At 68.6% G+C, this 20,136-nt stretch carries 25 protein-coding genes; 4 read left to right on the top strand and 21 right to left on the bottom strand.

Annotation, left to right across the window (positions count from 1 at the left end; all coding sequences use genetic code 11):
* Together FXN61_RS23080 and FXN61_RS54470 are read left to right on the top strand one after the other, a co-directional pair.
* Window positions 1–218: hypothetical protein (locus FXN61_RS23080; RefSeq protein ID WP_223165556.1), on the top strand; the 218-nt coding region annotated here is incomplete at its 5' end.
* Window positions 215–349, top strand: coding sequence for a hypothetical protein (locus FXN61_RS54470; protein ID WP_281360594.1), 135 nt, complete (start codon window positions 215–217; stop codon window positions 347–349). The genes FXN61_RS23080 and FXN61_RS54470, both read left to right, overlap by 4 nt.
* A gap of 54 nt (window positions 350–403) precedes the next feature.
* On the opposite strand, the gene FXN61_RS23075 is transcribed toward FXN61_RS54470, so the two are convergent.
* Window positions 404–1,789, bottom strand: a complete 1,386-nt coding sequence (locus FXN61_RS23075) for a glycerol-3-phosphate dehydrogenase/oxidase (protein WP_167976127.1) — start codon at window positions 1,787–1,789, stop codon at window positions 404–406.
* The gene (locus tag FXN61_RS23070) at window positions 1,786–2,361 is read right to left on the bottom strand and encodes a TetR/AcrR family transcriptional regulator (RefSeq protein ID WP_167976126.1); all 576 of its coding nucleotides are present in this window, start codon (window positions 2,359–2,361) and stop codon (window positions 1,786–1,788) included. Before FXN61_RS23070 ends, FXN61_RS23075 begins: the two co-directional genes overlap by 4 nt.
* Here FXN61_RS23070 and FXN61_RS23065 point away from each other — a divergent pair.
* Window positions 2,360–3,922, top strand: a complete 1,563-nt coding sequence (locus tag FXN61_RS23065; RefSeq protein ID WP_167976125.1) for an FAD-binding oxidoreductase — start codon at window positions 2,360–2,362, stop codon at window positions 3,920–3,922. The two genes, FXN61_RS23070 and FXN61_RS23065, sit on opposite strands and share 2 nt — an antisense overlap.
* A gap of 59 nt (window positions 3,923–3,981) precedes the next feature.
* Here the strand turns inward: FXN61_RS23065 and FXN61_RS23060 are convergent, their stop codons facing one another.
* From FXN61_RS23060 to FXN61_RS23005, 12 genes are all read right to left on the bottom strand, one after another.
* Entirely contained in the window at window positions 3,982–4,989 is a 1,008-nt protein-coding gene (locus tag FXN61_RS23060) for an NADP-dependent oxidoreductase (protein WP_167976124.1), read from the bottom strand.
* Window positions 4,990–5,071: 82 nt separating this feature from the next.
* Window positions 5,072–5,785, bottom strand: coding sequence for a GNAT family N-acetyltransferase (locus tag FXN61_RS23055; RefSeq protein WP_167976123.1), 714 nt, complete (start codon window positions 5,783–5,785; stop codon window positions 5,072–5,074).
* Window positions 5,786–6,232 carry a hypothetical protein gene (locus FXN61_RS23050; protein WP_167976122.1) on the bottom strand — a complete coding sequence of 149 codons (447 nt, stop codon included), beginning with the start codon at window positions 6,230–6,232 and terminating at the stop codon, window positions 5,786–5,788.
* Entirely contained in the window at window positions 6,229–9,045 is a 2,817-nt protein-coding gene (locus FXN61_RS23045) for an FtsK/SpoIIIE domain-containing protein (RefSeq protein WP_167976121.1), read from the bottom strand. Before FXN61_RS23045 ends, FXN61_RS23050 begins: the two co-directional genes overlap by 4 nt.
* Complete coding sequence (locus tag FXN61_RS23040) at window positions 9,045–9,296, bottom strand: hypothetical protein (RefSeq protein WP_167976120.1); 252 nt, start codon at window positions 9,294–9,296, stop codon at window positions 9,045–9,047. Before FXN61_RS23040 ends, FXN61_RS23045 begins: the two co-directional genes overlap by 1 nt.
* On the bottom strand, window positions 9,296–9,556 hold the full coding sequence (locus tag FXN61_RS23035) for a hypothetical protein (protein ID WP_167976119.1): 261 nt from the start codon (window positions 9,554–9,556) through the stop codon (window positions 9,296–9,298). The genes FXN61_RS23040 and FXN61_RS23035 overlap by 1 nt, the downstream gene beginning before the upstream one ends.
* Before the next feature lie 240 nt (window positions 9,557–9,796).
* The gene (locus FXN61_RS23030; RefSeq protein WP_167976118.1) at window positions 9,797–10,222 is read right to left on the bottom strand and encodes a hypothetical protein; all 426 of its coding nucleotides are present in this window, start codon (window positions 10,220–10,222) and stop codon (window positions 9,797–9,799) included.
* A 12-nt stretch (window positions 10,223–10,234) separates the two neighbouring features.
* Window positions 10,235–10,711 (bottom strand): alpha/beta hydrolase, encoded by a 477-nt coding sequence (locus FXN61_RS23025; RefSeq protein WP_167976117.1) that lies wholly within the window; start codon window positions 10,709–10,711, stop codon window positions 10,235–10,237.
* A complete protein-coding gene (locus FXN61_RS23020) occupies window positions 10,712–11,293 on the bottom strand; it encodes a DUF4232 domain-containing protein (protein ID WP_167976116.1) in 582 nt (193 codons plus the stop codon). It lies immediately after the preceding gene.
* 65 nt (window positions 11,294–11,358) lie between these two features.
* Window positions 11,359–12,420 carry a gamma-glutamylcyclotransferase family protein gene (locus tag FXN61_RS23015; protein ID WP_167976115.1) on the bottom strand — a complete coding sequence of 354 codons (1,062 nt, stop codon included), beginning with the start codon at window positions 12,418–12,420 and terminating at the stop codon, window positions 11,359–11,361.
* Window positions 12,421–12,571: 151 nt separating this feature from the next.
* Complete coding sequence (locus FXN61_RS23010; RefSeq protein WP_376770709.1) at window positions 12,572–12,736, bottom strand: winged helix-turn-helix transcriptional regulator; 165 nt, start codon at window positions 12,734–12,736, stop codon at window positions 12,572–12,574.
* A 15-nt stretch (window positions 12,737–12,751) separates the two neighbouring features.
* Window positions 12,752–13,702, bottom strand: coding sequence for a LysR family transcriptional regulator (locus tag FXN61_RS23005; RefSeq protein ID WP_167976113.1), 951 nt, complete (start codon window positions 13,700–13,702; stop codon window positions 12,752–12,754).
* Between the two features lie 179 nt (window positions 13,703–13,881).
* Between FXN61_RS23005 and FXN61_RS23000 the strand changes: the two genes are divergently transcribed.
* Window positions 13,882–14,316 carry a nitroreductase family deazaflavin-dependent oxidoreductase gene (locus FXN61_RS23000; protein ID WP_167976112.1) on the top strand — a complete coding sequence of 145 codons (435 nt, stop codon included), beginning with the start codon at window positions 13,882–13,884 and terminating at the stop codon, window positions 14,314–14,316.
* Here the strand turns inward: FXN61_RS23000 and FXN61_RS55545 are convergent.
* The 7 genes from FXN61_RS55545 to FXN61_RS22975 all read right to left on the bottom strand — a co-directional run bounded on the left by FXN61_RS55545 (window position 14,306) and on the right by FXN61_RS22975 (window position 19,885).
* Window positions 14,306–15,580: a PhzF family phenazine biosynthesis isomerase gene (locus tag FXN61_RS55545; RefSeq protein WP_167976111.1), complete on the bottom strand. Its 1,275-nt coding sequence runs from the start codon at window positions 15,578–15,580 to the stop codon at window positions 14,306–14,308. The genes FXN61_RS23000 and FXN61_RS55545 overlap by 11 nt on opposite strands.
* A 15-nt stretch (window positions 15,581–15,595) precedes the next feature.
* Window positions 15,596–15,919 (bottom strand): hypothetical protein, encoded by a 324-nt coding sequence (locus tag FXN61_RS52495; RefSeq protein WP_246291892.1) that lies wholly within the window; start codon window positions 15,917–15,919, stop codon window positions 15,596–15,598.
* On the bottom strand, window positions 15,919–16,989 hold the full coding sequence (locus FXN61_RS22990; RefSeq protein ID WP_246291891.1) for a P-loop NTPase family protein: 1,071 nt from the start codon (window positions 16,987–16,989) through the stop codon (window positions 15,919–15,921). Before FXN61_RS22990 ends, FXN61_RS52495 begins: the two co-directional genes overlap by 1 nt.
* Window positions 16,986–17,795 carry a hypothetical protein gene (locus tag FXN61_RS52490; RefSeq protein ID WP_246291890.1) on the bottom strand — a complete coding sequence of 270 codons (810 nt, stop codon included), beginning with the start codon at window positions 17,793–17,795 and terminating at the stop codon, window positions 16,986–16,988. The genes FXN61_RS22990 and FXN61_RS52490 overlap by 4 nt, the downstream gene beginning before the upstream one ends.
* Window positions 17,768–18,793 (bottom strand): dynamin family protein, encoded by a 1,026-nt coding sequence (locus FXN61_RS52485; RefSeq protein ID WP_246291896.1) that lies wholly within the window; start codon window positions 18,791–18,793, stop codon window positions 17,768–17,770. The genes FXN61_RS52490 and FXN61_RS52485 overlap by 28 nt, the downstream gene beginning before the upstream one ends.
* 190 nt (window positions 18,794–18,983) lie before the next feature.
* Window positions 18,984–19,289 carry a hypothetical protein gene (locus FXN61_RS22980; RefSeq protein ID WP_167976110.1) on the bottom strand — a complete coding sequence of 102 codons (306 nt, stop codon included), beginning with the start codon at window positions 19,287–19,289 and terminating at the stop codon, window positions 18,984–18,986.
* Window positions 19,277–19,885, bottom strand: a complete 609-nt coding sequence (locus tag FXN61_RS22975; protein WP_167976109.1) for an IniB N-terminal domain-containing protein — start codon at window positions 19,883–19,885, stop codon at window positions 19,277–19,279. Before FXN61_RS22975 ends, FXN61_RS22980 begins: the two co-directional genes overlap by 13 nt.
* Window positions 19,886–20,136 lie beyond the last annotated feature (251 nt).

Below are 20,136 nucleotides of genomic sequence, written 5' to 3'. Positions count from 1 at the left end.
TCCCGAAGGGCATGGGTGGCGGAGGTGGCGGCGGTATGCCCGCCGGCCTCGGTGGTGGCCCTGCCGGTGGCGGTGGCGCCGGCGGTACCGCGGCGACCAGTTCGGTGGTGCGGCCGGTGTCATGGCGGCCGGTGGTGCCGGTGGTGGTGCTCCTGCGGGTGGTGGCGGTGCGCCGCACGGTCCCGGTGGCGGCCACGGTGGTGCCGGCGCGGGCATGATGGGCGGCGCTCCGATGGGCGGTGCCGGTCAGCAGGGCGGTGGCTCGAACGAGCACAAGCGGAAGGTGCGGATCGAGGGCGAGGCCCTGGTCGACCCGCCCAAGGCCGCGAAGCCCGTCATCGGCGAGTGACCTGAGTTCTTGCGCTGTTCGGGGCGTCCGCACTTCGGTGCGGGCGCCCCGTTCTCACACCGCGGTGAACAGCTTGGCGATCGCCGGTGCGGCTTTCTCCCGATCCGCCGGCACCAGGCCGATGCGCGTGCGCCGGTCGAGGATGTCGTCGATGTCCAGCGCGCCCTCGTGCTTGATCGCGTGGACGATGTCGGCCTCCGTGACGCCGGGTGCGATCGGCGTGGTCGGGTGCGGCCGGTCGTCGACCAGGCGGATGTCCTTGGTGCGGCACGGCATCTGCGTCAGGTTCGTCGCGTTCACCGCGTCCGCCGCCATCTTGCGGTAGGTGGTGAGCTTGCCACCGACGATCGTGATCACGCCGTTGGGCGCTTTCAGCACGGCGTGGTGGCGCGACAGATCCGCGCTCTGGCCCTCGGCTTCGAGCAACGGGCGCAGGCCCGCGTAGCTGCCGATGACGTCCTCTCTGGTGAGTTTCCTGTGCAGGACGCCGGAAGCCGTGTTCAGCAGGAAGTCCACATCGGACTCGGGAACCGTCGGCACGTCCGGGATCTCGTCGACGGGCTCGTCGGTGAGGCCGAGGTACGCACGGCCGTTCGCCTGCGGAAGCAGGAGTGCGTAGCGGTTGCGTTCGCCTGGAACCGGGATGGTGAGCGCGGTTCCAGTGAGGCCAACGGTTTTCGCGTCCACGACCAGGTGTGAGCCACGAGACGGACGCAGGTGCACCGGTGCGAGCGTGCCGGCCCAGACTCCCGTCGCGTTGATCACCGCTTTGGCCTTGACGGTGAACGCGGTGCCGGTCAGGGTGTCCAGCACCTCGGCCCCATCGCCTTGCAGCGTCACGACTTTCGCGCGCGTGATGATCTTCGCGCCGTACCCTGCGGCGGTGCGAGCGAGCGCGACCACGAGGCGGGCGTCGTCGACGAGCTGGCCGTCGTAGTTGAGGAGTCCGCCGGTCAGGTTCTCGGAGTTGAGTCCGGGAACCAGGGCCAGTGCCTCGTGTTTGGGCACCCGGCGCGGCCGGGGCAGGACGTTCGCGGGCGTGCCGGCCGCGATGCGCAGGGCGTTGCCGGCTTTCAGTCCAGCCATCACGAAATGGTTCGCGTTGGTGTGCAACGGGAACAGCATGGGCAGCGTACGGGTGAGGTGCGGTGCCGTCCTCGTCATCAGGATGCCGCGCTCGACCGCGCTCTCGTGGGCGAGCTTCACGTCGCCCTTCGCCAGGTAGCGTAGGCCGCCGTGGACGAGCTTGCTGGACCACCGCGACGTCCCGAACGCCAGGTCGTGCGCCTCCAGCAGCACGGTCTTGAGCCCTCGCGAGGCTGCGTCGAGCGCGACGCCCGTGCCGGTGACGCCGCCACCGATCACGAGCACGTCGGCGACTTCCTGTTGTGCCGCTTCGAGATCGTTCTGGCGCCTTGTGGCGTTCAGGGAGGTGTTCATGGCGTGAGGGCTCCGTCCAGCTGCTTGGCCAGCTCGTCCAGCAGTGAGCTGAAGTCGAGCCCGGATGTGGCGGGCCGCGTGGACAGAACCATCGACTGCGTGGTCAGCAGCACCACGCGCGCCTGGGTCTTGGCGTCCCCGAACCGGATCGACCCGTCGACGTGCCCTGCCTCGATCTGCCCGATGAGGAACTGCTCGACCAGCCGCTGCGTGCTCCCCAGCCGATCGGTGAGGTACGGCAGCATCAGGTCGGCGTCGAGCTGGAGGACCCGTTGCATGAGCGGGTTCGCCGACAGCAACCGGATGGCGTCCACGGCCCGTTTGACGAGCTGCTCCCGCGCGTTGCCCTGTCCGCTGGCCTGTTCCACCTGCTCCAGCAGTGCGGCGAACTCGCGGGTCATCAACGCCCGCACGAGGTGATCGACGTCCGGGTAGCGCCGGTAGAGCGTCATGCGGCTCACGCCGGCCCGTTTCGCCACGTCGGTGAGGGTCGTCCGGCGCACCCCCACCTCGAGAACACACTCACGGGTGGCATCGAGCAGCGCGTCGTGGGTGTGACGTTGAGACGTCATGTGTAACACTGTAGCAGTGACCAGGGCGAGATGGACCACCGAAACCACACCGCTGCCACCCCACGCGCTGGCGTGGCTGAGCCAGCGCGTAGGCCTGGGCGAGCCGTTCTCCGAGGTGCCGGTGTCGGCGCCTCCCTCGACGCTGTCCGCTGACGCTTTCACGGCCTTGGAGGCCGTGAGCACGATCAGCGCGGACGGTGCGGACCGGCTGGGTCGTGCCGGCGGCCTCTCGTACCTCGACCTGTTGCGTCACCGCGGCCACGGCTCGCTCGCCGTGCCTGACGCGGTGGTGCTGCCTTCTTCGCCTGCTGAGGTTCTCGAGGTTCTGCAGGTCTGCGTCGAACACGACATCGCTGTGGTGCCGTTCGGGGGCGGCACGTCCGTGGTGGGTGGTGTCGAGGCCCTTCGCGTGTCGAAGTCCGCTGTGGTTGCGCTGGACCTGGCGGGGCTCGGGTCTCTCGTGTCGATCGACCCGGTGTCCCACGTGGCGGTGCTGCAGGCGGGCCTGACGGGCCCCGAGGCCGAACGGCTCCTGGGCGAGCACGGCTTCACCCTCGGCCACGTTCCGCAGTCCTTCGAACGCGCCACCATCGGCGGGTTCGCGGCCACCCGTTCCGCGGGCCAGGCCTCCTCCGGCTACGGCCGCTTCGAGGACATGGTCGAGTCGGTCCGGATGGCCACGCCGGTGGGGGAGTGGGTGGTGGGCGCCGCACCGGCTTCCGCCGCCGGGCCGGACCTGAAGCAGTTGGTGCTCGGCAGCGAGGGGCTGTTCGGGGTGATCACCGAGGTTTCCGTGCGGGTGCGTCCCAAGCCGTACGGGCCTCGCTACGAAGGCTTTGTCGTTGACGGGTGGGAGGCGGGGGTCGACCTCGTGCGGACCCTGGCTCAGGACGGAGTGCCCGCCGACATCACCCGTCTGTCCGATGTGGACGAAACCGAGGTCGCTCTGGAGCTGGCGGGATCCAAGGCCGCCGCGGTGAAGAAGTACCTGCGGTTCCGCGGGGTCAAGCAGCCGTGCCTGGTCATTCTCGGGTGGGAGTGCCGGTCGCGGTCCGCCACGATGAGTGCGTTGAGCGGCAAGAAGGTGGTGCGGCTCGGGCGGGCGATGGGGGCTTCCTGGCTGCACGGCCGGTTCAACGGGCCCCGGCAGCGGGATGCGTTGCTGGACGCCGGCGTGTGCGTCGAGACCCTGGAGACCGCCACGCACTGGTCTCGCGTGTCCGAACTGCGGGACGCGGTGCGTGCCGCGTTGGTCTCAGAGCTCGGCGATCCCGTGGTGATGTGCCACATCTCGCACGCATACGAGACCGGGGCTTCGCTGTACTTCACGGTGCTGGTGCCGCGCGATCTCGCGGATCCGGTGGGGCAGTGGCAGCGGGCCAAAACCGCAGCGTCCGATGTCATCTCCCAGCTCGGCACGATCACGCACCACCACGCGGTCGGTCGTGACCACCAACCCTGGCTCGAGAACGAGATCGGCTCGATCGGTGTGGGCGTGCTGCGGGCGGTGAAGGCCCAGCTGGACCCGACCGGCATCCTCAACCCCGGCAAGCTGCTCTGACGCACGCGGGGAGCTTTCGCACCGTCGTGCAGTGCGAAAGCTCCCCGCGTGAGCTCAAATCAGAACTGGACGAGCATCTTGCCGGTGTTGTCACCGCGCAGCATGCCGAGGAAGGCCGAAGGGGCCTGGCGAACTCCGCCCTCGACGACGGTCTCGGAGTACTTGAGCTGGCCAGAGGCGATCCACGCGCCGACCTCGGCCACGAACTGCTGCTGCAGGGCCTTGTGGTCGCCGACCAGCATGCCGCGGAGGGTCAGGCGCTTGGCGAGGATCTGGATCATGTTGCTCGGACCGGCGGGCTTCTCGGCGTCGTTGTACTGCGAGATGGCGCCGCACATCGTGATCCGGCCGTTCAAGTTCAGCACGTCGATGGCGGCTTCGAGGTGCTCGCCGCCGACGTTGTCGAAGTAGACGTCGATGCCGTTGGGGGCCGCGGCGGCGAGCTGCTCGGCGACCGGGCCCTCCTTGTAGTTGAACGCGGCGTCGAAGCCGAGCTCCTCCACGAGGTACTTGACCTTGTCGGCGGAACCGGCGGAGCCGATGACGCGGGAAGCGCCCTTCAGACGGGCGATCTGGCCCACCAGCTGGCCAACGGCGCCGGCGGCACCGGACACGAAGACGACGTCGCCTTCCTTGAACTCCGCGGTGACCAGCAGGCCGGCGTAGGCGGTCATGCCCGGCATGCCCAGCACACCCAGGTAAGCGCCCAAAGGAGCCACGGAGGGGTCGACCTTGACCGCGTGCTTGCCCTCGACCACGGCGTACTCGCGCCAGCCGAGGCCGTGCAGCACGTGGTCGCCGACCGCGAAGCCCTCGGCGTTCGAGGCCACGACCTCGCCCACCGCACCGCCGTCGAGGGGCGCGCCCACCTGGAACGGCGGCACGTACGACTTCACGTCGTTCATCCGGCCGCGCATGTACGGGTCGACGCTCATGACCACGTTGCGCACCAGGATCTGGCCGTCGCCCGGCGTCGGCACCTCGACCTCGGCGATCTCGAAGTTGTCCTCGGTCGGCCAGCCGTGGGGGCGGGACGCGAGCCGGACCTCGAGTGCGGTGCTGGTCATGGTCGAACCATCTCCATCCAAGATTTGCGGATCAGTTATCCGTTTCAACTGCGACCACCGGACGACTGTTCCAGGATGTGACTTAGACCGCAGGAAGAAGCGTCGTGAGGTCTCGGTAGGTGAAGCCGAGCTTGCGGTACAGGGCGATCGCCGGTGCGTTGGAGTTGTCGACGAACAGGGCACACGTGCCGTAGAGCGACAACAGGGACGACGCCACGAACTGGCACACGCGCAGACCCAGACCCTGGCCGGCATGGGACGGATGCACCGCCACGCCCATCATGAAACCGACGTCGACCGACGACCATGCCTCGGCAGCGGTCGCCACCAACGTGTCCCCGGCGTGCACGCCTGCCCACCGCCGGACGCCTGTCTCACCCGGCCAGGCCCAGGAATCCGGCATGGCCGCTTGCAGCAGCGGAGTCACGCCGTCCGTGGTTGACAGCCAGCAGGCTTCAGCGGGCGGTTCCAGCGTTCCCGAGCGGTCCATCCACCCGAACGGCTTGTCCTCGACCCACGGCGAAGGCATCAGAGGGGCGACCTCGAGAGCGAGCGACCGCGACATCAGCGGTCGCAGCTCGACGCCCCGTCCGTGAGCGGCGAGCAACGAGGCCACACCCTCTGCCGGACCGGACAGAACCAGCCGCCGGCGTCGGGTCAGGGACGGCGCGTGCACGGCCACCGCGCCGTTGTGTTCCCAAGCCGCACCACCGGACGTCAGCGCTTGGGCTGCCCAGCGCACGAGCGGGTCGTCGCAGGCGTCCAGCACGGAAGCCGTGGTGCGTAACCGGCGCATTCAGTCCTTCTGCTTGCGGCGCAACAGGGTTCGCTTGGCCAGCGAGTCCTCCAGCGCCTGGTACGCGAGGTCCATCGCCCGGTTGTACTCGCCCTGGGGACGTGGCGGAACGGACTCGTCCGGCTGCGGGAAGGTGACCATCTGCAGCCATCGTTCGTTCCACAGCTGCTCGACGGCCTGCTCCCAGTGCAGCGCGGCGCCCATCCGCACGACCCGTTCGCGGTCGCGCACCTCGGCGATCCGCTGCTGGGCCGACGCGAGCCGCTCGGCGAGCTCGGCGCACCGCACCTCGTCCAGCTTGCGCTGGCGAGCAGCCGCGTCCGTGGCTACGGCGATGATCTCCTTGTAGCGCTCAACGGCTGACAACGCCGGCACCTCGATCACCTCCTCGCTCTGACGCTGAGACGGGACCGACTCGAACATCGTCGTCATCATCGGGTTCATCACGCTTCTCCAGTGTCGAACGGGATGATCACTTGCGGTCGCGAGTGCTCGAACCGGTCGAAGAACAGGCCGCGGCGTGGCCTCGGCGACCACGACATCACCTGCTCCGGCCCGAGCGACAGCAGTTCCTTGCCCTGAACGTCGAACGCCACCCAGGCGCCGATGTCGTCGTAGACGCCGGGCGGGAGGCACGCCTTCAGCCTCTGCACGCCGCGCCACCAGCCCAGCACGTGCGTGCGGTTCTCCGGGCCGTGCTTCAGGACCGTCCGCAGGCTGTCCACACCGGACGTCCGTGTCGTCGGGTCCTTCTGCTCCAGCAACGTCTGCGCGGCGTCGACGCCGTACAGCACCAGGTAGTGCGGTGACGGCGGCGCGTCCGACGTCCCCGTGTTCAGCGACTGCAACCTGGCCGCCGTGCGATCCAGCAGCTCGCGGATGCCGTCGATGCCGATCACCGAAGCATCATGACCGTCGGCGCTCAGGCGTTTCGCCAGATGCAACGCCGACGGCATCGCCTCGTCGACCAGGCAGGCCAGCGAGAACGCCGCCTCGGACGGCTCGTGCTGCCTGCCCAGTGACGCGGCCGCTCCGCCGAGCACGGCGGCCGCGTCCTGGACCACGGAGCCGATCACCGCGATGTTGCGGCCCGGCGTGCGGGCGAACCGCACCCGTGCCGCGCTGCCCGCGACGTCGATCACCTGTCCCAGCAACACGGTAGGTGAAGCATCGCCCGGCCGCAGTTCGAGGAAGTCCGGCAGTGCGTCGAGAAAGGGGATTTTGCTTCCGTCGAACAGGCCTGGCGCCTGGCCGGGTTCGCGGCGCCACAGCTCGTTCTGCAGGAAGTCCATGGTGCCCTTGGACGTCGAGTCCGGGATGCGGCAGATCTCGTTGCCCGGCTTCACACCCGACTCGTGGTTGATCACCGCGTGCCAGCGCGGCAGCTCCACGGCGGCGTCGTTCTGCGGCTCTGCCAGCACCCGGCGGGCCTTGGGCAGCGCGATGCGGACGGTGAACTGCTCGAAGATCGCCGACTTGCCCCAGAACCCCTCGATGCCCGAGACGTCCTGCGACGACAGCACCAGGTGGATGCCCTGCGAACGACCGCGGCGCGCCACGTCCTCCAGCAGTTGCGTCGCGGCGGCGGTCACCTGGTCGCGTTCACCGAACAGGTACTGGAACTCGTCGATCACCGCGACGATCCGCGGCCAGCGGCCATCGGGATCCTCGGCGCGCAGGTGTTCCAGCTTGGTGACCTCGTGCTGCTTGGCCGCGTCCGCGCGCCTGCGCATCTCGTCGGACAGGAACTTCAGCAGCGCCACGCCGAACTCGCGGTCGGTGTTGACGTTCACGCCGACCAGGCGCGCGTGCGGCAGCCACGACGGGTCCTTGCGACCCGGTGCGAACTGCGCGAACGACACGCCTTCCTTGAAGTCCAGCAGGTACAGCTCCAGCTCGTCCGGCGAGTACCGCGCGCACAACGAACCGAGCATCGCGTACAGGAAGTTCGTCTTGCCGGAACCCGACGGACCACCGATCAACGCGTGCGGCGAGGTGTCGCCCAGCTGCACGCACACCGGCTCCCCGTCGTCGAACCCCACGGGCGCAACGACTCCGGCCGCCGAAGTCTCCGTCCACGGCCGTTCTGGCAGCAGATCGCCGAACGTGCTCATGCGCGTTCGCCGCTCCTCGCGCTTCTCCGCGATGGCGGCACAAGCGCGCGGTACGAGAGTTCGCGGCAGAGCGGGATCCAGCGTCACCGTCACCTGCTTGCCGGTCATGGTGCAGAAGGCGGTGCCGTCATTGCGCAACGCCACCGTCTCCACCGGCGAGTTGATCGTGATCGGGATGTCCACGATGAACAGCTGCACACCGCACGCCAACCCGTTGCGCGCCACGCGTTGCAGCTGCTGCTGGTGTTCTTCCTTCAACGCCTTGCGGTTGCCGAACAGCACGGCGATCCGCCACGGCTCGGTGCGCCGGCCTTCACCGCTGACCGAACGTACGGTCAGGTGCCCGTCGACCAGAACCTTCGTGTGCACCCGGCGGATGTGCTCGGACAGCTCGTCCAGCAGCTCGTGCAGCCGCGCGGGGTCGTGCACCGTCAGCAGGTTCGCGCGAGTCAGCGGGTAGAGCCCCGGCAACGAGCCGGTCAGCTGGCCGACGTCCCACACGTGCACGTGCACGAGCCCCGGCTGGAAGTGCGACAGCACCCGCAGCAACAGGTTCTCCACCAGCGTGTCCGCGAGCTGGCGGCTGCCCGAAGTGGACGAGATGTGCAGGTGCGCCTGGTCCAGCAGCGGCACCGCGACGGGGAACGGCTGGGCCTCCGGCGCGGACGTCACCACGCCGGTGCCGATCCGCCACAGCTCCGGCACGCCCTGGCTGCCGTCGTGCGTGCCCGGCGTGCCGAGCCACGACTCGTGCGGCCACGAAGCGGGCCCGGCGGCGACCGAGTTCACCAGCGCGGTCAGCTGGTCGGGGCCAGAGGACGTCCACTCGTGGTACGACTGCTGCCAGTCGTGCTTGATCTGGTCGAGCCGCTCGGCGAACTCGGCCATCGAGAGCGGCGCCCGACGCGGGTTGCTCAACCGCTTCTCGTCGACCGTCAGGAACGAGGTCACGTTGGCGAGAGCGACGTCCTGCAGCGCCTTGTCGATGCCCATGCCGCGCACGGTGAACTCGAACATGTCCTTCGCGTGCTCGGTGGCGAGCGCCCTGTGTTCGCGCGCCACGGAGCCCAGCGCGGCCGAGACGGCGCGCTGGAACTCCGCGAAGGCTTCCTCCACCCTTCGCCGCCGGTCGTCCCGCCTGCTCATCACAGCTCCACGGTGAGTCGTTGGATGCGCTCTAGGGTTCCCACCATCAGTTCCAGCTGATCGGGGAATCTTTCCTTCGCGCGCACGAACTCCGGTGGAAGCAGCGACTCGTGGTGGTTTTCGCTCGACTCGGCCAGGATCGCGACCGCCTCGTCCAGGCCGTCCTGCGCGCTGCGCACATTTCTGTACGACTCACGCAGGATCTCGCTCGCCTGCTCGAGCGCGGCACGAACCTCGGCGATGGATGCCATCAAAGCCTGCTGTTGATGCCCTCGGCCCCGGAAATGCCCGCGCCGAGGTAGTTCTGCAGCTCGCCCACGCCGGACACGACCTGGGCGAACTGGGCGTTCGTCGTCTCGACGTCCGCCTGCACAGACCCCTGCGTGACCGATGTCAGCAGTTGCTGCGCGTCCTCGGCGAGCTCAGCCGCCTGTTGGAGGGCCGACTGGCTTTGGCTCGCCTTGTCGATCGCCTGGGCAATTGCGGCACGGACCTCTTCGATGCTGGCCATGTCGGCTCCCGAACCCTCCCGGAACAGGGTGGTCGTACAACCACCCTCAGTAGAGATTGTGCCCAGATTTTCACAGTTGAGACCGAAGATCGGCTAACCGGGTGGATGCCTGAATCCACTCGAACGGGCCTTGATTTAATGATCAGTTAGGCGCCGCCCTGGCCCCTTTACTCACCGTGTAGTGACGCTCACAAAGCTCCCTACAGCCTGTTGCACGGACCTACCGACCGGCCGGGTGAATCAAGACGGTCTCGAGGGCGAGTTGTCACGCAAAGTGCCTGCACCGAACGGGTCATCTCCTGCCCACGCCTCCACCAGAACGCGCTCGGCGCCCGGCACGAGTCCGTTGATCAGCTCTGGCTCGTCCAGCACGGTCCACGCCGTCGGCGGCTCGCAGGCCACCCGTGGCGTCGGGAACCCGTCACCCAGCCCGCGCACGAAGGTCCGAACAGCTCGCGCCAGCGCCGCTGAGACGTTGTGCGTGGCCTTCTCCGCGCTCGGCAGTGTGATGACGACGGCCCAGCATTCCGGCTCCTCGTCCGAGCAGTCACGGGCGTCCAGGACCTGGGCGCCGGTACGGCTGATGAGCGCGTCGCACGCGGCACGCGCCTGTTGCTCGTCCGCCGCTTCGACCACCACGGTGATCAGCAGCACGAGGTCATCCACACCAAAATGGTGTCAGACGACCCTGCGGACGAACTCCAGCACCCGAGTGACGGCCTCGCCGTCGGTCAGCAGCCCGTCGGTGATGTGCTCCTCGAACGCGGATCCGCGGATGCGGTCGGTGCCCGCTCGCGTGTCCGAGATCGGCACGATCTCGTCGTCCGAACCGTGCAGCCACAACGTCGGCAACGTGCCCAGCGCCGGCCCGAAGTTGACCTCGTCCATCAGGTCGGCCAGCTCGTCGGACGCGCCGTCCCACATGCCGAGCACGGGTGACACCAGGATCAGCGCGGCCAGCCCGGAATGCGTTTGGGCGTAACGAACAGCGGCGGGTGCGCCGGTGAAGTGTCCAATGAGGACGACGGGGAGCTCGGCGGCCTCGACCGCTGATTCGATGTCCTCGGTCACCACGACTGGAACAGCGGCGGTGCGCAGCGAGAAGGCGATGCGCTCGCCGTGCGGCAGCACGGCGAGCCATCCAGGTGCGTCCATCTAGGCAGCGTAGAACGCGCTGATCTCGATCCGGCCACCGGAACACACAGGTCCGAACGTCCACGGCACGGTCAGCGGCACCGTCTCGTCAGGTGGGATGGCGGCGGCCTTCGACGGCTCGGGCTGGCACGGGCCCTCCACCGGCTCGTTGCCCGACGGCACGACGCCCCAGTGCAGGTTCGCGGCGGCTCGCCCGCCCGGTGCGAGCGTCAAAGCCGCGGGACCGGGGTCTGCCTTGCGTTCCAGCTTCGTCGGCACCGCGCCGGAGGCGTTCTCCAGCTGGAAACCGCTGTAGCCGTTCAACGTGCACGGCATGGTGCCGGAGTTCGTGACGACGAACTGGCCGTACCGGTTGCCCGCGCCGGCGTCGGTCGGGTCGACCTGACCCTTCAGCGCGGACGAGGCACAGCGCTTCACGGCGGGCGCGGCCACGCCGGAGTCGGAAGGAGCGGAAGAGGCGGTCGACGACGGGGTCGAGGTCGGCAGCGTTTGCGCGCCGTTGTCCGAGGTTCTGGTCCCGCACGCGGTAGCGACAGAAAGCGCTGTGAGCACCAGTCCGCAGGCGATCAACCGTCGAGTCATGGGTGCACCTCCTACCCCGAAGGATGTGCCCAAATGTCAACTCGGCCACACAACGTGCCGGTAATTCACCGGATCTGGTGGACGTCCCACCCGTCGGGCAGCTCGGGCATGCCCTTCACGGCCGCGGTCCACAGGTACGTCCAGGCGATCCGGCCGTCCGGCAGCACGACACGCACGCGGCGGTAATCCTCGCCCTCGTACTCATCGAGCAGCGGCAGCGCGTCCTCCGGCGACCGCAGCCGCAGCACGAAGCCGGGCACGCCCAGCCCGGCGTCCGGACGCAACGCCGGGTAGCCCTGGCCCGTGTCGAACAACGTGCCGGGCAGATGGGTCTCCTCCGACTCGACGACGTGCGGCTCCATCAGGTGCCAAGCGCTTGCGCCCGGCTGGAGCGTCCCGTAGACGAACAGCAGCTCGGGCCAGTCGTCGGCGGACGGCACGCCGTGCACCTCGGTCACGTCCAGTCCGTCCGTCTCGGCAGGCCTCCCGCCCAGCACGCGGGCGCTTCGCTGCGAGACGTCCGCGCAACGGACCATGCGGCCGTTCACGAGCACGGGCATCCGCATCTTGGAGCCTGCCGTGTAGGCCAGCACGCTGTCGACGACACCGCCGTTGTAGAGCACCACACGGCCCGTGTGCAGGCGTACGAGGCGATAACGCAGTCCGCGGCCCTCGCAGCGGTCCAGCACGCGCAGCTGCTCAGGCGTGGCGAACCAGACAGAGTGCTCCTCGACGACGCCGGGCGCTGCCGCGAGGGTCGCGGGGCGCTGGCCGTCACGGGTGCGCATGCCGACGGCCCAGACGGCAGCAAGGCCCTCGCACCGTGCGCGCAGCACGACCGCGGGGCCTTCGAGACCGAGCTCCTCACGGAGCCAGGTGACCTTGCTGGGGTTGGCGTTCGAGCCGTAGCCGAGCACCGGCATCCGGCCTGCCAGCGGTGGTTCACCGTGGTTTGCGAGCCATTGGTCCAGATCGATGTTCTCCGGCTCGACTCGCCATCCCGACTCCATCGTGAGGTCCGGTCGCACTGGCCAGCCCGTTTCGTCGACGTGGACGAAACAGTGGTCTGGACGAGTGCCCGGATAGGGCTCCGCCGGATGGCTTTCGTCGGTGAACGGTTGGGCCATTGGTCCATACTGCCAGTGCGCGGGGCCAGATTGCGCCCCCTAATCGTGACCCATCCGATGTTTTACCTGGGTTTCTCGGCAGTTAGTGAGAACATTCACGGCGCATTCGAGTGACTAACCCGATGTCTATCTGTCGACACTCCGGTGAGCCTCAGGAGGCGTCATAGCGTTCCTGCGCCTGGGAGACCTCGACGTGCGGCGGGATGACGGGCTTCGCCTCGCGGTGTACGAACCCGTCGCGCTCCAGCGTCCGCAACGTCTGGGTGAGCATCTTCTCGCTGACGATCTCAAGCTTCCGGCTGATCGGACGGCCCACCCGCCCCATCGCGGTCTAGTTGAACTCGGGATGCGCCTCCGGGTGCGCGTCCCACCACTTGCGGTACTCCGGGTTGCGGTCCAGCACTGACCGGTAGGCGTCGGCGGCGCACGCGAACACCTCGTGCGCCCGCCCCGCCACCGGTGAGTCCCGCCGTGTCGCCACGAAGATGTCGGTCATCAGCGGCATCCCGCGCAGCCGCCTGATCACGATGCCTTCCCCGGTGCGGGACGGCGCCGCGGCGAACGACACGCAGCCACCGGCCACCAGCCCGCGCGCCATGCTCGCCTCGCCCGTGTGGTGCGTCAGCCGCGGCACGAACCCGGCATCCGCACAGGCCTGGAACATCTGCGTCCGGCTGCCGATGTGCTGCTTGGGTGGCGTCACCCAGTCGCGCTCCGCGAGCTGGGCCAGGTCGATCTCCTCCTGTCCCGCCAGCGGGTCGGTCTCCGCCAGCGCGACGAACGCCGGTTCGGTCACGAGCTTGCGCAGCTCGATGCCCGCCAGGTCACGCGCGTGCATGCCGTCGAAGAACTCGAACAGCGCCACGTGGACCTGGCCGGCTTCCAACATGTCCACGATCTCCGCCGATGACGGCCGCACCTCCGCGCGCACGTCGGCGTTGAGCTGCCGCAGGCCGTCCACGAGCGTCGCGAAGTACAGGATCGGGATGCAGCCCAGGAACAACGGCCCGCGTCGGTCCGTCTCCTTCGTGGTGCTCATGAGCTGGGCCATCTCGTCGAGGACGAGTCTCGCCGTGCCCAGCACGCGGCGGCCCAGGTCCGTTGGGACGCAACCGTTGCGCGTTCGGTCGAACAGCTGCCCGCCGACCAGTCTCTCGACCGTGCGCAACTGGGCGCTGAGGGCGGGTTGCGTCAGTCCGAGCCGCGTCGCGGCCCTGGTCACGCTGCCCTCCTCGGCGATGGTCCTCACCGCGCGGAGGTGGCGGAGCTCCAGCTCGGGCATAAAGACCTTGTATCCCCGTTCTGAATGCGCCGCCACCCTTCGATCGGGGCATAGTGATGACGCGATCTTCCGGCCCGGCGCTTGCGGCAGTGTCCCGGGTCCGGCGCGGGAGGGTGTACACCCCTCGGTTCGACGCTGCTGCCGCGCACCCTGCGCTCCGCGGCAGTAGCGTCGAACCCATGGCGGTGAAGGACTCTCCCACGAGCTGGGTCAACAAGCACATTCAGAAGTACGTCGAGACCAACGGCGCCGAGGGGCACGAGTGGCGGCCGGGCGTGCACACGTTGCTGCTGACCACCAAGGGGCGCAAGAGCGGCGAGCTGAGGCGCACCGCGCTCATCTACCAGCCCGACGGCAGCGGCAACTACGTGGTCGTGGCGTCACAGGGCGGCAAGCCGCAGCACCCTTCGTGGTACTTGAACCTCTCGGAAGACCCCGTGGTGGACGTGCAGGTCGCGGCGGACAAGTTCCAGGCACGCGCTCGCACGGCCGGCCCCGACGAGCGGGACCAGCTGTGGAAGCTGATGAACGAGGTCTGGCCTGCTTACTCCGACTACCAGAAGAAGACCGACCGCGAGATCCCCGTTGTCGTGCTGGAACCGATCAGTGGATGACGACCGCAGCGCCCGTCACGGTGACGCGCCGGTCTTCCCTGGTGGCGTCGACTTCCAGCCGTGACGGCCTGCCCATGTCCTCGCCCTGGCTGATGACGAACCGCTGCGGCCCTTCGAGGTCGCGCAGGTAGCCACCGAACGCGGCGGCGGCCGCTCCGGTCGCCGCGTCCTCCACCACGCCACCGACGGGGAACGGGTCGCGGGCGTGCACGAGGCCTGCGTCGTCGCGCCACCACAGGTGCACGGTCGTGAGGTCGTGCGCCAGCATCAGGTCGCGCAACGCGTCGAAGTCGTAGTCGAGGTTCGCGAGCTGCTCGCGGTCCTTCATCGGGATCAACAGGTGGCGGGCCCCGCCGAAGCCGACGTGCACGGGCTTGTCGCCGATCTCGGTGTACCGCAACGCTTCCAGCGCCTGCTTGACCAGATCCGGGTCCGCCTCGGACGTGCTCGTCGGCACACTCGTCAAAGTCGCTGTGCCGTCAGCGGTCTCGATGGTGATCTCACCGGCCGGCGTGTGGAACGTCAGCTGTCCGTCGCCGATCCGTTCGGCCAGCGCGACGGACGTGGCGATCGTGGCGTGCCCGCAGAACGGCACCTCCGCCTTGGGGCTGAAGTAGCGAACGTCGAACTCGCGCTCGTCCCGCGGAAACACGAACGCCGTCTCCGAGTAGCCCACCTTCGCGGCGATGGCGAGCATCTCGTCGTCGGTCAGGTCGGTCGCGTCGAGCACCACACCCGCCGGGTTGCCGCCTGCCGGATCCTTAGTGAACGCGCTGTAGCGCAATACCCCAGTGTCGCTCATACCTCGCTGCAACGCGTAACAGTGCTGAAGTCTTCCGCCCATGTACTTGCTGGTGAAGTAGGTCAGCCCGGCCTTCTCGAGCACCCGGCCGGACGCGGTGTTCTCCGCCTGGTGGCCGGCGACGACCCGGTCGGCGATGGTGAGCGCCTTGTCCCGCAGTTGCTCGGCGATCTTCGTGGCGACGCCGCGGCCCCAGTGGCCGGGGTCCACCCAGTAGCCGATCTCGATCTCTCCCGCACCTCCTTCGAGCATCTGTGCCAGCCCGATGGCCACGCCGTTTTCGAACACCGCGTACAAGCCGAAGCCGTGCTTCTCCCAGTGCCGCAGCGCCTGCTCGTGGCGTTCGGTCACGTACTCCGGCGTCCATGGCTTGCCGTCGCCGACGTACGCGGTCATCCGCGGATCCGATGCCCAGCGCAGCATGTGCTCGAAGTGCTCGTCTCCCCAGCGCACGAGTTCCATGGCACCCATCGTGCCTCAGGAGAACTGCGCCAGGAGCCCTTCGCAGGTGCGGACGACGATCTGGGCGGCCTTCCGATGATCATTCGGCGCGTGCACGTCAGCGGCCTGCGCCTGCCACCGCACCAGCGCGTCGAGCAACGCCTCCCGCTGTTCGCGCGAATCGGCCTCGTACTCGAAACCCAGCCGTGCCAACGGGGCCGCGCCCTCCGCGCCGACGAGTCGCAGCGCTTCTGCCTGCAGTTCGGCCGGCAGCTTCGTGCGGCCTGCCTGCAACGCGGCCACCAGCCGCAGCTCGCGGAAGTCGTGCGCGGAGGCGACGACCCGTTCCAGGTCGGTCATCAGTTTGCGGGCGTTCTGCCGCGTTCCATCCGGAACAGCACGTCCAGGGCCAGCAACGCGGACCGCGCCTTGAGGATCTCGCGGCGCTCGGTGAAGTGGATCGCGATCGAGTCGCGCAGCTCGCCGAGCCCGCTGCGCTGCACCAGCTGACCGGTGAGCTTCACCTGGGAGTCGAAGCCCTGCCGGATCAACGCGGTGATCAGCCGGACGCCGAAGATCCCGAACCGTTCGAGCAACGCCTGCCGCACGGCCGGTTCCATGGCCAGCGGGAACTGCTCGCCGACGAACCGGTCCGCCGACAGCAGGTTGTCCTCGAGCTCTTCGCGGCCGAGGGAAGCCAACGCGCGCAACGCCTGGAACTCGTCCTCCCGCAACGTCTTCGCGGCCACCGCCAGCAACCCCGCGACCGAGACGACGTTCTGGCACAACGGTTGCACGGCCACATCGCGGCGGTAGCGGCGGGCGATCTGCTTGGCCGACGACAGCGCGTCGATCCGCCCGGCCCCGATCTCGTCGGCACGGGCGAGGACCGCGACCGTGTGCACCGCGGCGACTCGCGCGATCGGGTGGTCGTTGGCGGCCTGCAGGAACTTCAGGTCGTCGTCCTGCACGTGCCGCATCAGGTACAGCAACGCGTCCGCGTCACCGAGCACCTGCTCCGGCGTGGCCTCGGACGGGGTGTCGATGAGCACGATGTCCCGCAACGTCCGCGAGGGCCACTCGACGACCACCCTGTCGGCGCGGTCGAACTGGCCGATCTCGACGTGGTGCCTGCTGCCCCGTTTGCTCACCGCGACCTCGTGCGGCCGGCCTGGTCCGGAGAACACGTGCGCGCGTGCCTCGGTCCCGCCCCGGTACCAGACGAACGAGCTCTGCGGCGCGAACTCGTCGCCGATCAGCGCGTTGACCACAGTGGACTTGCCGATCCTGCTGCGGCCGGCCACCGCGATCCGCACGGGCTCGGTGTAGCGGTCGACGTGGGAACGCAGCCAGGCCGTGGCGCGCGGGCTGTCGCGGTAGACGGCCAGTGCTTCCTGCAGCATCGACCAGACGGCGCGGTCCAAAGTCACGCGGTGAGCTCCATCGCCGGACCTCCGAGTGTCTGCACCCGCTTGTAGAGCGTGATCAGTTTGTCCAGCTCCTTGCGGCCTTCTCGCATCCGGCGCTCGCGCTCGGTCTGGTCGTCCTGCACCGCGCGCTTGGCGCTGCGGGCCGACTCCAGCAACGTCTCCTGCAGCTCCTCGGCCAGCGTGCTGAAGTGGTTGCGCAGCGAGCGCTGGATGTGCCGGCCGGAGTCGCGGACGTCCTTGGAGAACTTCATGAAGAAGTCGTCGACGTGCCGTTGCGCCGCGGCTTTCGCGGCGGCCTGGCGGCGCTTCAGCCGTTGGTCGCTCTCGTCCAGGATGGACTTGCCACCGAACAGGGCACCGGCGCCGAGCGAGATCACGTTGATCAGTGGCATGCCTGCCAACGAGGTGACCAGGCCGAACATCAGCACGCCGCCGTAGGAGCCGCGCAGACCGGTGAAGAGCTTCTGGGGGAGCGAGAACGGCTCGATCTTCGGCTTCTCCAGTTTGCTGGCGGGTTCCAGCAGGTCGTCAGGCAGCACCGAACCGGGGATCAGGTCTTCGCGGTAGACGGGGAAGTTCTTCGCGACCTTCGCGGCCACCCACTCCGCGCGTTCCATCAGCCAGGCGAAGTTCGTGGTGGCGGCCTCGTTGAGGTTGTCCTCGAGCCACTGCTCGAACTTGTCCCAGCCGATCGCGGGGTCGGCCTCGTCGTAGGTCTTGTCGACCTCGCGCAGGATCTTGCGAGTCCTGTCGCGCAGGTCGTACTCGACGTCGGAGATCAGGTCGGCCATCTCGTCGTTGAGCACGTTCTGCCAGCGCGCGGACCGGCGCGCAGCTCGTCGACGCGTCGCTGGGCTTCCTGCAGCGTCGAGATCGTGGCGGCCGTGCGCGACGAGTCGTGGGCCGTCAGCTCCTCGCGCAACGGCGTGACCAGCTGGGTGATCGCGCTCGACGCGACGACGGCCACGGCGCGGCGGGCCAGCAGGTCGGCACTCGCCACGATGTCCCGTTGCACGCACGCCAGCAGCTCGGGGAAACCGGACTCGGTGTTGAGCCTCTGGTCGCCGGTCTTGGCCGCGCGCAGTCGCAGGGCGGAGGAAACCGGGATGAGCTTCGCGGGGACGCCGGCGCGGGCGAGCAGCACCTTGTTGCGCTCCACGACGTTGCGCCAGCTCGGCACGAGGTCGATCTTGGTGACGACCACCGTGACGTTCGGGCAGGCCTCCATGACCTTCTTGAGCAGCGTCATTTCCGCCGACGTCAGCTCGCCGGTCGCGTCGGAGACCATCAGCACCGCGTCGGCCTGCATCAGCGTCGCGAACGTGCTGGCGGTGTGCGCGGACCGGGTGTCGCCGACGCCGGGTGTGTCGATCAGGACCAGGCCGTTGTCGAGCAACGCGCGAGGGATGCCGATCTCGGCCCGCACGACGTGCTGCGAGTGAGCGGTGGAGACCTGCTTGGTCACCTGGTCGATCGGGACGGCGATGCGCTCGGTCGGCGTGTGGAAGATCGAGCCGCGTGCGGACGCGTTGCGGACCAGCGCGGCCGACGGGGTGTCGGCGTGCTGGACGAAGGTGGGCACAGTCGTCGTGATGTCGTCACCCACCGCGCAGACGGGGGCGTTGAGCAACGCGTTGACGAGCTGGCTCTTGCCTTGTTTGGACTCGCCCACGACGAGAACGCGCAACTTGGGGTCGAGTTGCTGTGCCCGCTTTTCGCGCAGCCGGGCCTCCAGATCAGGCCGCCGGTGCGTGACGCAGGCCCCGATCGTCTCGTCGAGCACGTCGAGCCAGGGCGGTGCCATCACCTGACTCATAGTGCCGTGTTCACCCCCTTGGGTGAAAGTCTCGAACGAAAGACCGGTTCCGTTCGGACGAGACCGGGCTGTTCGGAGGGGCCGGTGACGTTTCTCACCGGGTCGTGGTTTTCCCTGCTGAGACGCCGAACCGGCCCTGTCCGCGAGAGACAGGGCGGTCCGCGATGGGTCAGAAAGCTCAGCCGAGCAGGCCACCCAGGTCGAGGTCGTGGACGACCGGCAGGTCACCCGCGACACCGGTGACGTTGCCGACCACGTTGCCGACACCCGCGGTGTCGCCGACCAGGCCGGTCGCGGTGTGGGCCACGTCGGTGACGGTGTCGACGGCGCCGGTCGCGGTGTTGGTCACCTGGCCGACGGTGTCGTGGGACTGCAGGCCGATGTTGCCGTCGGCGATGTTGGTCAGGCCGGTCACGTTGAGGGCACCCAGGCCGGCGTCGGCGCCGCCGAGCACGCCCAGCGTGTCGTGGGTCAGGCCGCCCACGCCGCCCAGCTGGCCGAGGAGGCCGTCGCACCGGGAACGGCCGAGGTGGCGGTCGCCAGCGTGCCGTCGACGGTCGAGGTCGCGGTGTCGGCCACGTCGAGCGCGGTGCCGGTGACCGGGGACGCGGTCTGGTCGAGGACCGAGGTCACGTCGCCGACGGCGGAGAAGTCGCCGCCGAGGCCAAGGTTGGTCGAGGTGAACTGACCGAGGGTGTTGTTGGCGGCGATCAGGTTGAGGCCGTTCTCGTCAGCCGCGAGCACGCTGGCGGACGAAGTGTGGATCTCGCTGAGGTTCAAGCCCGACGAGGTCAGCTGAGACGCGACCGCCTGCAGCTGGCTGATGGCGCCGAGCGGGCCCTCCGCGAGCAGGTCTTCCGTCGGCAGCGCCAGGTCGAGACCGTCGACGGTGGGCAGACCGTCCACGGCGGGGACCAGGTCGAGGACCAGCGGGATGACCTCCTGCACGTCCACCGCGGTGATGTCGGCCAGCCCAGCCTGCTCCAGCGTGCCCTGAGCATCGGCGGCGAACGCGGCCTTGAGGGACGGGTCGCTGAGCAGGTTGAGCACGAAGTCGTGGAGCGTGCTGGGCTGGATCATCTGAAGGAACTCCTGTGTTGCGGGACGTGGCAATTGGGGTGTGGCCAAAAGCTATGAGAGCGGGCACATCCCCAACATCGGGGATCACTCCCAGTCAATCCCCGTTCCCCAATGGGGTGACGCTCGTTGACCCCCTAGGGGCTTAGGGGTCGTGCTTGAGCGTCTCCTGTTCACCCGTGTAGGTACTGGTCGCTACTGCGAACAGGTGAGGGAAGAGACTTGGCGTACGTACTCGGAGTCGATGTCGGGAC

The sequence above is a fragment of the Lentzea indica genome, from assembly GCF_012184385.1.
Taxonomy (GTDB): domain Bacteria; phylum Actinomycetota; class Actinomycetes; order Mycobacteriales; family Pseudonocardiaceae; genus Lentzea; species Lentzea indica.
The sequence above is the reverse complement of the archived record's forward strand: the minus strand, read 5'-3'. Positions and strand labels throughout refer to the sequence as shown.